Origin of the sequence: Flavobacterium macacae, from assembly GCF_003865365.1 — a bacterium.
Lineage (GTDB): Bacteria > Bacteroidota > Bacteroidia > Flavobacteriales > Flavobacteriaceae > Flavobacterium > Flavobacterium macacae.
Window position 1 is genome coordinate 127104 of the sequence record NZ_RQVR01000004.1, and the last position, 12610, is coordinate 139713.

At 37.6% G+C, this 12610-nt stretch carries 13 protein-coding genes; 10 read left to right on the top strand and 3 right to left on the bottom strand.

Annotation, left to right across the window (positions count from 1 at the left end; genetic code table 11):
- From rlmF to uvrB, 3 genes are all read left to right on the top strand, one after another.
- Positions 1 to 945, top strand: coding sequence for a 23S rRNA (adenine(1618)-N(6))-methyltransferase RlmF (rlmF, locus tag EG849_RS05175; RefSeq protein ID WP_125012024.1), 945 nt, complete (start codon positions 1 to 3; stop codon positions 943 to 945).
- A 384-nt stretch (positions 946 to 1329) separates the two neighbouring features.
- Positions 1330 to 1911, top strand: a complete 582-nt coding sequence (gene nudK / locus EG849_RS05180) for a GDP-mannose pyrophosphatase NudK (RefSeq protein WP_125012025.1) — start codon at positions 1330 to 1332, stop codon at positions 1909 to 1911.
- A gap of 105 nt (positions 1912 to 2016) precedes the next feature.
- Positions 2017 to 4005, top strand: coding sequence for an excinuclease ABC subunit UvrB (uvrB, locus tag EG849_RS05185; RefSeq protein ID WP_125012026.1), 1989 nt, complete (start codon positions 2017 to 2019; stop codon positions 4003 to 4005).
- A gap of 138 nt (positions 4006 to 4143) precedes the next feature.
- On the opposite strand, the gene EG849_RS05190 is transcribed toward uvrB, so the two are convergent.
- A complete protein-coding gene (locus tag EG849_RS05190; protein ID WP_125012027.1) occupies positions 4144 to 4545 on the bottom strand; it encodes an excinuclease ABC subunit B in 402 nt (133 codons plus the stop codon).
- 175 nt (positions 4546 to 4720) lie between these two features.
- A complete protein-coding gene (locus tag EG849_RS05195) occupies positions 4721 to 6259 on the bottom strand; it encodes a T9SS type A sorting domain-containing protein (protein ID WP_125012028.1) in 1539 nt (512 codons plus the stop codon).
- Positions 6260 to 6563: 304 nt separating this feature from the next.
- On the opposite strand from EG849_RS05195, the gene EG849_RS16030 reads away from it, so the two are divergent.
- The 5 genes from EG849_RS16030 to EG849_RS05215 all read left to right on the top strand — a co-directional run bounded on the left by EG849_RS16030 (position 6564) and on the right by EG849_RS05215 (position 9284).
- Positions 6564 to 6731, top strand: a complete 168-nt coding sequence (locus tag EG849_RS16030) for a hypothetical protein (protein ID WP_317125185.1) — start codon at positions 6564 to 6566, stop codon at positions 6729 to 6731.
- Positions 6732 to 6750: 19 nt separating this feature from the next.
- The gene (locus EG849_RS05200) at positions 6751 to 7260 is read left to right on the top strand and encodes an alpha/beta hydrolase (RefSeq protein WP_317125186.1); all 510 of its coding nucleotides are present in this window, start codon (positions 6751 to 6753) and stop codon (positions 7258 to 7260) included.
- A 198-nt stretch (positions 7261 to 7458) separates the two neighbouring features.
- Complete coding sequence (locus EG849_RS05205) at positions 7459 to 7884, top strand: DUF1456 family protein (RefSeq protein ID WP_125012029.1); 426 nt, start codon at positions 7459 to 7461, stop codon at positions 7882 to 7884.
- Positions 7885 to 7887: 3 nt separating this feature from the next.
- Positions 7888 to 8415: a DUF4269 domain-containing protein gene (locus tag EG849_RS05210; RefSeq protein ID WP_125012030.1), complete on the top strand. Its 528-nt coding sequence runs from the start codon at positions 7888 to 7890 to the stop codon at positions 8413 to 8415.
- A gap of 56 nt (positions 8416 to 8471) precedes the next feature.
- The gene (locus EG849_RS05215; RefSeq protein ID WP_125012031.1) at positions 8472 to 9284 is read left to right on the top strand and encodes an alpha/beta hydrolase; all 813 of its coding nucleotides are present in this window, start codon (positions 8472 to 8474) and stop codon (positions 9282 to 9284) included.
- A 59-nt stretch (positions 9285 to 9343) separates the two neighbouring features.
- Here the strand turns inward: EG849_RS05215 and sucC are convergent, their stop codons facing one another.
- Positions 9344 to 10537 carry an ADP-forming succinate--CoA ligase subunit beta gene (sucC, locus tag EG849_RS05220; protein ID WP_125012032.1) on the bottom strand — a complete coding sequence of 398 codons (1194 nt, stop codon included), beginning with the start codon at positions 10535 to 10537 and terminating at the stop codon, positions 9344 to 9346.
- Positions 10538 to 10830: 293 nt separating this feature from the next.
- On the opposite strand from sucC, the gene EG849_RS05225 reads away from it, so the two are divergent.
- Positions 10831 to 11259 (top strand): hypothetical protein, encoded by a 429-nt coding sequence (locus tag EG849_RS05225; protein WP_125012033.1) that lies wholly within the window; start codon positions 10831 to 10833, stop codon positions 11257 to 11259.
- Between the two features lie 125 nt (positions 11260 to 11384).
- Positions 11385 to 12605 carry a diaminopimelate decarboxylase gene (lysA, locus tag EG849_RS05230; RefSeq protein ID WP_125012034.1) on the top strand — a complete coding sequence of 407 codons (1221 nt, stop codon included), beginning with the start codon at positions 11385 to 11387 and terminating at the stop codon, positions 12603 to 12605.
- The last annotated feature ends 5 nt before the right edge of the window (positions 12606 to 12610 follow it).

Below are 12610 nucleotides of genomic sequence, written 5' to 3' on the forward strand. Positions count from 1 at the left end.
ATGAAATCCGATAAAAATAAAGAAAAGTCAGGCCTGCATCCCCGAAACCCGCATCGTTTTCGATATGATTTTGCGCAATTGGCAGAAAGCAACCCTGAACTTAAAAATTTTATTTTCACCAACCAGCACAATATTGAAACGGTAGATTTCAGCAATCCCGAAGCTGTAAAAGCGGTAAACAAAGCCATTCTGACTTCAGAATACGGCATTAAAAACTGGGATATTCCACAAAATTATCTTTGCCCTCCAATTCCCGGTCGCGCTGATTACATTCATTACATCGCCGATTTATTGGCTTCCACAAACGGGGAAATTCCGCACGGTGACGGCGTTTTAGGCCTAGACATTGGTATTGGCGCCAACTGCATTTATCCAATAATTGGCCACAGCACTTTTGGCTGGAATTTCGTCGGAACCGATATCGATGCCAATGCGCTTGAAAACTGCGTGAAAATCATCGAAGAAAATCCGTCATTGAACGGTGCCATCAGCTTGCAACAGCAACTCAACTCTCGCTTTATTTTCAAAGACATCATCCAGCCCGAAGACAAATTTGCGTTCACGCTCTGCAATCCGCCATTTCACTCTTCTCAAGAAGAAGCGAACAAAGGTACTTTGCGAAAAATAAATGCGCTTGAAAACACTAAAACGAAGAAAGTAGTGTTGAATTTCGGAGGCCAAAACGCCGAACTTTGGACGAAAGGAGGCGAACTTGCGTTCATCAACCAAATGATTTATGAAAGCGCCAAATACCCAATGCAGTGCCTTTGGTTTACCACTTTAGTTTCAAAAAGCTCCCATTTATCAAGCATTTACAAAACAATAGACAAAGTAAAAGCATCGTCAATCAAAACCATTGAAATGGCACAAGGACAAAAAACCAGCCGAATCGTTGCCTGGTCATTCCTATCTGAAAGCCAACAAAAAAGCTGGAAATTTCAGTAAAGTTTCGAAGTCCAAAAGACATTGCGCCAAAAGAAGCAATTACACCTCAATTATAAAAAAGTTTTTTGAAGCGAATTGTCAGTGCTTTACCAAAAATCCATTTTCCCGCTGGAGCCACTCGCTTCACTTTTGCGAATCGCAAAAGCAAGAGCTCAAACAATGGCACCATCGGGGCTATTTCTCAAACTTTCCACCTTCTTTAAACTTCCGGACAACTCTGAGTAGAAAAACTTTGCGTCTTCCCGACTTTGCGAGAATAAATCTGAAACGTATTCCCTTTCCAAAAAACTTTGAATCTTTGCGTCAATAAACTTCTAAAACAAATTTTTACGTCTTCGAGACTTTGCAGGAATAAACTTTTTACCTTTACGAAAAAGAAAAAAAATGCAAAACCCAACCATCAAAATAAAATTCACAGAATTACTTTCTGACAATCATTACACATTAAATAAAGTCACAATCGACTACACAAAAAACGACGGAACCACAGAAACCCAAATTCGCGAAGTGTACGACAGAGGAAACGGAGCCACAATCCTACTCTATAATAAAGATAAAAAAACGGTAATCTTAATCCGTCAATTCCGACTTCCAACCTATCTGAACGGCAACAAAACCGGAATGATCATCGAAGCCTGTGCCGGACTTTTAGAAGAAGAAAATCCCGAAGAATGTATCAAGCGCGAAACCGAAGAAGAAACAGGCTACACTTTGACCGAGGTCAGAAAAGTTTTTGAAGCTTATATGTCACCCGGTTCCGTAACCGAAATTATTCACTTTTTCGTAGGCGAATATTCAAAAGAAATGAAAACCAGCGATGGTGGCGGTTTAGATTCTGAACACGAAAACATCGATGTTCTGGAATTTCCTTTTGAAAAAGCATTAGAAATGATTGCAACTGGCGAAATCAAAGACGCTAAAACAATTATGCTTTTGCAATATGCGAAGATTCATAATTTGGTTTAAAAAAAAACGGGCAGTTTCAAAATACAAAGTATAAACTTTATAAAAAGTTAACACAATTTAAAACCCGCCACATATTTTTTATCTTTGTAAATCAACGCAAAACCTATGAAGTTTCAAGTAGTTTCTGATTACAAACCGACCGGCGACCAACCGCAAGCCATTGAAAAACTAAGCTCCGGAATTGAAAACGGCGACCGCTTTCAAACGCTTTTGGGCGTGACCGGTTCTGGAAAAACGTTTACGATGGCAAACGTCATCCAAGAAGTTCAAAAACCAACGCTTGTTTTGGCGCATAACAAAACGTTGGCGGCGCAACTGTACTCTGAATTCAAGCAGTTTTTCCCGAACAATGCGGTAGAATATTTTGTTTCGTACTACGATTATTACCAACCCGAAGCCTTTATTCCGGTAACGGGAACCTATATTGAGAAAGATTTATCTATCAATGAAGAGTTGGAGAAAATGCGTTTGAGCACGACTTCTTCCCTACTTTCTGGACGCCGTGATATTATCGTGGTTTCTTCGGTTTCGTGTTTGTACGGTATCGGAAATCCGGTTGAATTTCAGAAAAATGTGGTTACTGTCGCCAAAAATCAAGTGATTTCTAGAACAAAATTGCTTCATAAATTAGTACAAAGTTTGTACGCCAGAACGGAAGCTGAATTTACTCCGGGCACTTTTAGAATCAAAGGCGACACGGTGGAAGTTTTCCCTAGTTATGGCGACGAGCCTTTTAGAATTCACTTCTTCGGAGATGAAATTGAAGAGATCGAAGCTTTTGACGCCAAGACTTCAAAGGTTTTAGAAAAATACACTGACCTAAATATTTATCCGGCCAATATGTTCGTGACTTCGCCTGAAGTTTTGAACGGAGCGATTTGGGAAATCCAGCAAGATTTAGTCAAACAAGTCGATTATTTCAAGCAAATCGGCAAACATCTAGAAGCAAAACGTTTGGAAGAACGCACCAATTTTGACTTGGAAATGATCCGCGAATTAGGCTATTGTTCTGGAATTGAGAATTATTCGCGCTACCTCGACGGAAGATTGCCCGGAACGCGTCCCTTCTGTCTTTTGGATTATTTCCCGAAAGATTATTTGATGGTGATTGACGAAAGCCACGTGACGGTTTCACAAGTTCACGCGATGTATGGAGGCGACCGATCGCGTAAGGAAAACTTGGTTGAATATGGCTTTAGGCTCCCTGCGGCGATGGACAACCGTCCGTTGAAATTTGAGGAATTTGAAGGAATGCAGAACCAAGTGGTTTATGTTTCGGCGACTCCGGCGGATTATGAATTAGAGAAATCAGAAGGTGTTTTTGTGGAACAAATCATTCGCCCGACCGGATTGTTAGATCCGGTAATCGAAGTGCGACCTAGTTTGAACCAGATTGATGATTTGATTGAAGAAATTCAGTTGCGCGTGGAAGTGGATGAACGTGTTTTGGTTACCACATTAACCAAAAGAATGGCGGAAGAATTGACAAAATACTTGACAAAAGTTTCAATTCGCTGTCGTTATATCCACTCTGAAGTCGATACTTTAGAACGCGTGGAAATTATGCAAGATTTGAGAAAAGGACTTTTTGACGTTTTGATCGGAGTTAATCTTTTGAGAGAAGGTTTGGATTTGCCCGAAGTGTCGCTTGTGGCCATTTTAGATGCTGACAAAGAAGGTTTCTTGAGAAATAACCGTTCGCTGACACAAACTGTGGGCCGTGCGGCGAGAAACGTGAACGGAAAAGCAATTATGTATGCCGACAAAATCACGGCAAGCATGCAAAAAACGATTGACCAGACGAATTACCGCCGTGAAAAACAGATCAATTACAACACGTTACACGGAAAAGCACCCGTCGCTTTAAAGAAAAAAATCGACAGCACTTTGGCAAAAAATTCGGTTTCAACGCAGTATTTTGAAAATCAAGCCTTGAAAGCCGCTGAACCTGAAAGTTTGTATTTATCTAAAGCTGAAATTGAAAAGAAAATTCGTGATGCCCGAAAAGCAATGGAAAAAGCGGCAAAAGATCTAGATTTTATGCAAGCGGCTAAATTTCGTGATGAGATTAAGGCATTGCAGGAAAAGATCTAAAAGAAGCTTAAATTTTGAAAATAGCCCCGATGCTGCAATTGTTTGAGCTCTTAAACCTGCCAGCGAAGCAGGTTTAAAGCGAGCTGCTGCAGCGGGAATTTCATTTAAAAGAAGCCTAACGTTTGGCTCAAAATAAAACTAATTCAACTGTTCTTTAAAAATATTCAACAACATTTCTCCATCAATCATTCTGGTTGGAGAATCTTGCATCGCCTTTAGAATTCTTTTGATCGCAAAAGGATTCAGGCCCATATTCACGCCCATTTGTTTGATTGCAATTTCTTCTTTTTCGTGCAAAATGCCGTCGCAATGCATCAGCAAAGCCAATCGATAAAACTGCTGGATTCGCTGATTTTCAGATTTTATAGGAATTGCAGCCAATTCTTGATGAAAAAGATTCTTGAAATCTTCTTTCTTAATTTGCAATTCTTTCGCAACAATGCTTAAAAATTGGTATTCTCTATTGTGAAGATTTCCATCAACGACCGAAAAGGCAATCATTTCGGCAAGAAGGTTCAATTTTTCTTGGTAAGTATTCATAAGATATTTTTTCAATAAGGATAATATGCAAGATATTTATCTTAACGTTACTAATCAATAGTAGCTTCTTTTTTTATTTTTTCATTTTGTCAGAATAATAAAGATTTTATGGCTTACACAATTATATCCATAAAAAAACCTGCCCAATTGGGCAGGTTTTATAATTATTATTTTTTTAATTTTTTATCAGACGATTTACCTGAGTTCCTTTGTCTGTTTCAATTTTTACAATGTAAATGCCGCTTGAAAGTTGCTGTAAATCAATCGAATAATTATCTGAAGAAGAAGTTATTTTTTTAGAAAAAACCAGTTGTCCAGAAACTGAATATATATTAATTGAATTTATATCTGTTTGATTTTCAAATTTAACGTATACTATATCAGTAGTTGGATTTGGATACATTACAAATTTTGAAGTGTTAAATGCCGGTGTTGACAATACACCATCAATATCAACAGCGTAATCTTCCATCTCACCATAATTATTTTCTGCAGCTATAGGACCGCAAGAAAAAGTGGCATTAAAGCTTGTGCCTATAGTTGCTGAAACAACAACACGCATTCTTGTTATTCCGTCAAGAGCAGTCGCAGGAATAATGACGTTTGATGTCAAGACAGAACCAGAGCCAGTACCAACATACGTATATTCTGACGCTTCAAAAACCCCATTCTGATTGTAATCAATCCAAACACCAACAGATTCACTTGAAAATCCATTTCCTACGGTTACAGAAATTGGCACTGTAGCTCCAGCAACTACAGCAGCAGGAGTTATAGTTCCTGAATAATTTGTATACCCCGTTGTAGTATTACCACAAGCGGTTGTATTATTTATGGAACCAAATGTGACATTCGTCATTAAATCACCGTCTGTACAGTCAAAATTGAATGTATTTACACAATAGCAATTCGTTGGAATATTCTGTGCTACTGCAACTGGTGCCGAAGTCGTACTTTGTGAACTTGGCGTGCACGTTACTATTAATCTGTATGAAGTGGCTACGGTTTGATTTGCAACAGTGTATGATGCTGAAGTTTGAGCTGTTCCTAAATTAGTCCAAGTAACGCCTGCATCTGTTGATGACTGCCATTGGTAAGACAAACCACTTGCCGAAGGAACGGTTGCACTCAATGTAAATGGTACTGCCGCACATGCTGAAGTTACTGTAGAAGTTGCCGCACTAACAGTTGGTGCTCCAGTACAAGCAGCACCTGCAGTAACAGCAAGCGTATAATCTTCCGCTTGACCAAATCCTGCACCTGTTTGACAAGGTCCGGTTGGATAAGTATTAAATCTCTTCATAACTCTCATACGAGTACTTCCACCTAATGCAGTTAAAGGTACAGCAATATTTCCTGTTACAATGACAGCATCCACACCAGTACTCCCTACAATAGTACCGATATCATAAGATTCACCTGCATCGGTGAAGACATTATTTTGGTTCCAATCAATATAAACCCTAAAATAATTTGTGTACATCCCATCGGTATTTCCTTTTAATGTAATGGGATAAGAGACTCCAGCAGTTACATTTCCTATCATTGCAGTAAAGTCCTGAATTTCAGGCCCGCCGATTACAGCAGAAGAAGTGCTGTTGATGCCAGCAATTTGTACCAACGTGATTGGCTCAACGCCATTCGTAAAAGTAACAGTACAATATGGTGCAGGAAATTGCGCATAGGCTGAAAAGCCAGATGCCAATAATACCATTAATAAAGAAAATTTCTTTTTTAAAACTGATAAAGTAACTTTTTTCCATATATAATGATTTTAATTATTAATCTCAAATTTAGTTAAAAAAACATCAATTAACAACTAAAAAATAAAAAACAAACATCTCTTTAATTAAAAAAGCTTAAAATGTTGGAATTTGTTTTATTCAAAAATACCATATCCAATAATTAAAAAAACTAAAACAACATATCTTAGTTTTTTTGGAAACTAACTTATCTCTAAAAATTATTTTATAATTTAATACTTTTAACAAATACACTAACTTTTAAAACTAAATTCCTTGAGATATTTAATTTTACTTTTTTTATTCGGAATAATCTCCAATGTAAAAGCGCAAGAAAGTACAGCTTCAGCACACGTTTCTACTTTTGAATTGGGAGCGCCACAGTTGAAAACCACCAAAAAAATTTGGGTTTATTTACCGGAGAATTATAAAACTTCCGATTAAAAAATATCCTGTGATATATATGTACGATGCACAAAATTTATTTGATGCCAAAACCTCTTTTGCTGGCGAATGGAATATCGATGAAACTCTAGATAGTTTGAAAACAAAGGGAATCGTAATCGGGATTGAACACGGAAAGGAAAAGCGTTTAGAAGAATTGACGCCTTTTCCTAATGAAAAATATGGTGGCGGAAAAGCGGATGCTTATTTAGAGTTTATTGTAAAAACGCTAAAACCCTACGTAGATAAAAATTACAGAACGAAACCAAGTGCTAACAATACCGTGATTTTTGGAAGTTCGCTCGGCGGTTTGGTTTCCTATTATGCGGTTTTGAAATATCCTGAAGTTTTTGGAAAGGCGGGCGTTTTTTCTCCTTCGTTTTGGTTTTCAGACGAAATTTATACGATGACTGAAAATTCAGACAAAATAAAAGCGAAGATTTACTTTTTATACGGTGATTCAGAAAGTGATGCTATGATGAAAGATATTAGAAAAATGAAACATCTTTTAGATGACAACCGCTGTTAATGCTTGAAATTAGATAAAATTATGGAAGTCAAAGGCGGCCAGCATAATGAGAAATTATGGCGTGAAGGTTTTGCGAAAGCGGTTTTATGGTTGCTTTGATTTCATCTTTTGAGAATTTCAACCCTGTCAGAGTTTAAAACTCCGACAGGGTTATTATTTGCTATAAAATAAAATCTATCTTTGCAATAAATTAAGATTATGACAAACAACGATATATTCAAGAAACTTCGTGTGGCATTGCAGTTGCGTGACGACCAAATTGCAGAAATCCTTTTATTGGTAGATTTCAGGATTTCAACTGCCGAATTGGGCGCTTTTTTTAGAAAAGATGACCATCCCAATTATATGGAATGTGGCGACCAAGTGTTGCGCAATTTCTTAAACGGATTGATTATTCATCTTCGTGGCACAAAAGAAGATCCAAAAAATGCGATGGATGTGATTAACGCTAACGCAAAACAATTGCTTACAAAAGCGCCGTCAAAAGGAACTGCTCCAAAAGAAAACACGAAGAAACCTGCTCCAAAAGCGCCAGCAAAAAACTTCAAGGCAAAACGTCCTGAACCAAAAGTAAGCGTGGTGGAAAAAGTAAAATTCAACAACGGAAAGAATAAAAAAGCATAAATTTTGACTGATTTTAGAAATATAAATTATTTAAAATCGGGAACAGAAAGACAGCAAAAAGCTTTTGAAGTTTTAAATGAAAATTTGATTCTTCAGAAGCTTTCTGATTTTGATGCGACTTTGATTGGAACGATTCCGATTAACATTGACATTGCTTCAAGTGATTTGGATATTGCTTGTTATTGGAAAGACAAAAATCATTTTATTGAAATTGTAAATAAGAACTTTTCTGAAGAAAAAGATTTTCAGATTTATGAGAGAGAAATTAATGGCTCCGTATCGGTTATCGCTACTTTCTTTGTAAATGATTTTGAAATTGAAATCTTTGGGCAAAATCTTCCGGTTTCAGAGCAGTTTGGTTATCGCCATATGCTGATTGAAGCAGCAATCTTAAATAAATACGGAGAAGATTTCCGAAGAAAAATCATCGAATTAAAAGAATCGGGCGTTAAAACCGAGCCCGCTTTTGCGCAATTATTAGAATTAAAAGGCGATCCTTATCAAGCACTTTTAAACTTTAAGATAATTTAGAATCCATAAATTTCTGGGATTTTTTATATTTGGAAATAATCTACATCATTTCCAAAATGAAAAGAATCGCCTTACTTCTATTTTTAGTTTCGTCCTTTCTCTGTTTCTCACAAGAAAAATACACCACCGAATCTGATATTTATTATTACGAAGAAAAATCAATAGACGCGTATCAAAACGAAAGATGTGTTTTAGACATTTATTATCCCGAAAACAAAAAAGACTTCGCCACGATAGTTTGGTTTCACGGTGGCGGCATAACTGGTGGCAAAAAAGAACTTCCCGAAGCGCTGAAAAACAAAGGCTATGCAATTATCGGCGTAAATTATCGCTTGAGTCCAAAAGTGAAAGCACCAAAATTTATTGAAGACAGCGCTGCAGCCGTGGCTTGGGCGTTTAATAACATTTCAAAATATGGAGGCAATCCTTCTACCATTTTTGTTTCCGGGCATTCTGCCGGAGGTTATTTGGCGGCCATGATCGGCTTGGATAAAAAATATTTGAAAGCGCACAATATCGATGCGAATAAAATTGCAGGATTGATTCCGTTTAGTGCTCAAACCATCACGCATTTCACGGTAAGAGCTGAAAAAGGAATTCCTGAGAAACAACCAACGATTGATGAGTATGCGCCTTTATTTCACGTCAGAAACGATGCGCCACCGACGTTATTGATTACAGGCGACAGAGAATTAGAAATGTTAGGACGCTATGAAGAAAACGCCTATCTGATGCGAATGATGAAAGTTGTGGGCCACAAAGACACGAGATTATTAGAACTCGACGGCTACAACCACGGAATGGCCGAACCAGCATTTCCGTTATTATTGAACGAAGTCAGACGAATCTTAGATTTGAAAAAAGCATAAAAACAAAAATCCCGAGCGGCAAACTCGGGATTTTCTATAATATATAACTTAAAGTCTGATTAAGACAAAGCCGCTTGAACTTGGTCAGCAGCTTCTTGGAATTGAACAGCTGATAAAATCGGCATTCCAGAATTGTCAATCAATTCTTTAGCGATTTCAGCGTTAGTTCCTTGCAAACGAACGATGATTGGCACTTTAATAGCGTCTCCCATATTTTTGTAAGCATCAACAACACCTTGAGCAACACGGTCACAACGAACGATTCCTCCAAAGATATTGATCAAAATTGCTTTTACGTTTGGATCTTTCAAGATGATTCTGAAAGCCAATTCCACACGCTTCGCATCTGCAGTTCCACCAACGTCCAAGAAGTTAGCTGGTTCAAAACCTGCATATTTAATTAAGTCCATCGTTGCCATGGCAAGACCAGCACCGTTAACCATACAACCCACAGTTCCGTCAAGATCCACATAGTTCAAACCTGCAGCTTTCGCTTCAACTTCAATTGGGTTCTCTTCACGAACGTCTCTGTATTCCGCTAATTTTGCGTGTCTGTAAAGTGCATTGTCATCCAAATTCACTTTTGCATCAACAGCAATAATTTTGTTATCAGAAGTTTTTAAAACCGGGTTGATTTCAAACATAGAAGCATCAGAACCGATATACGCTTTGTATAAAGCATCAACGAACTGCACCATTTCTTTGAAAGCATTTCCAGAAAGACCTAAATTGAAAGCAATTCTTCTTGCTTGAAAACCTTGCAAACCAACATTAGGGTCAATTTCTTCCGTAAAAATTAAATGAGGCGTGTGCTCAGCAACTTCTTCAATATCCATTCCACCTTCAGTAGAATACATAATCATATTGCGGCCTTTTCCTCTGTTCAAAAGAACTGACATATAAAATTCAGAAGTCTCAGTTTCACCAGGATAATAAACATCCTCAGCAACTAAAACCTTGTGTACTTTTTTACCTTCAGCAGAAGTTTGAGGCGTAATCAATTGCATTCCAATGATTTGCTCAGCCAATTCCTCAACTTGTTGCAAGTTTTTAGCAAGCTTAACACCACCACCTTTTCCTCTTCCACCTGCGTGAACTTGAGCTTTGATTACGTGCCATCCAGTTCCAGTTTCAGCAGTCAATTGCTTTGCAGCAGCAACCGCTTCTTGTGGATTATTAGCAACATATCCACGTTGAACTTTTACGCCATAGCTGGCTAATATCTCTTTTCCTTGGTATTCGTGTATATCCATATTAAAGTTTTTTGACTTTTTTAAAGTGCCACAAAAATAGCAAAAATGATTCTAATCAACGAAAGATTTTTCTTTTTTATTTGAAGCCATTCCAGCTTTTCACTGCAAGCTTTTTTTAAAACTCCTTTTTTTGCCAAAAAGAAAAAGAAGCTTCCGTTGGGCGCTCTTGTTCTTTTGCAAAAAAGAGTCGTTTTTCAAAAAAGGCTTTCCGCTTCAATCTGGGCTATTGGTGCGGTTTGCCACTTATTCCAAAACAAAACCAAAAGACGCAACCTTTTAAAAATGAAGCATCTATGATTAAAAAAGAAACCTATGAAAACTATAAAATTACTTTCCTCATTCAGCTTAGCCATTTATTTAGCAGTTGCGTTGTAGACGACTATTCTGACGACCTTCCTTCCTATCTCGGAACTTGGAAACTCACCAAAACTTATGGAACCATCGCAGGCATGACAACTGAATTTGAACCCGGGCTGATAAAATGGACAATTACAGCGGACAGTATTTATGTGGTTAATAGCAATACAAATCCTGATCTTCTAGACGGCTTTGAAACCGGAACTTATGCTTATACTTTTCATGAAAACCTGATAACAACTGAAGATTGTTACCGCTGGCTTTCTTTTGGCAGTGGCGATCAAAAGTGTATCGGATATGGATTTGACTATTTATATCTTAATGAGAATATAACAGATGGCGTCAATTACCAATTTATTCGTTAGAATATTACTAAATTTAAGATTGTTTAGTTTTATTTATAACCATTTGTTTGTTTTTGTTATTTTTGTTTGATTATTTTGCACATCCCATTCTGTATCTTTAATTTTGCTGAAAAGAAATTAGAGTTATGCAAACCAAAGATTTACTGCAACTGGCAGACCAATTCGGAAGTCCGCTTTATGTTTATGACGCCGAAAAAATTCAATCGCAATACAAAAGATTAACGAACGCTTTTTCAAAAGTAGAAAGCGTACGCATAAATTATGCTGTCAAGGCACTATCAAACATATCAGTCCTAAAGCTTTTAAAAGAAGCCGGTTCAGGCCTGGATACCGTTTCCATACAAGAAGTCCAATTAGGATTAACAGCTGGCTTTTCACCAGAAAGAATTATTTATACGCCAAACGGAGTTTCGTTTGAAGAAATTGAAGAAGTGGCGCACCTTGGAGTGCAAATCAACATTGACAATTTATCAATTTTGGAACATTTTGGAGCTAAATATCCAGAAATACCAGTCTGCATCCGAATCAATCCGCACGTGATGGCGGGCGGAAACGCTAATATTTCGGTAGGACATATTGATAGCAAATTCGGGATTTCGGTACATCAGATGCCGCACATTTTGAGAATCGTTGCAAATACCGGAATGCACATCAACGGAATCCACATGCACACGGGTTCTGATATTTTAGACATTGAAGTGTTTTTATATGCGGCAGAAATTTTATTCGATGCTGCAAAAAATTTCAAAGAATTGGATTTCCTAGATTTTGGAAGCGGTTTCAAAGTGCCCTACAAAAAAGACGACATCGAAACAGACATTGAAGAACTTGGAAAAAAACTTTCAAAACGATTCAATGCTTTTACCAAAGAATATGGCCGTGATTTGACGCTGGCTTTTGAACCAGGAAAATTTTTGGTGAGCGAAGCTGGATTTTTCTTGGCAAAAGTAAATGTGGTCAAACAAACAACGTCCACTGTTTTTGCCGGAATCGACAGCGGTTTCAACCACTTGATCCGTCCGATGCTTTATGGCTCTTCACATTTGATTGAAAATATTTCAAATCCAAAAGGTAAGGAACGTTTTTATTCCGTTGTGGGATACATTTGCGAAACCGATACTTTTGCAAACAACAGGCGCATTGCTGAAATTAAGGAAGGCGACGTGCTGTGTTTTAGAAATGCCGGAGCGTACTGCTTTTCAATGGCATCCAATTACAATTCAAGGTACAAACCTGCAGAAGTTTTATGGTTCGAAGGACAAGGCCATTTGATCAGGGAAAGAGAAACTTTTGAAGATTTAATCAAGAATCAAATCATCTTAAATTTTGAGGCAGTTGCCCAATAAAAAAA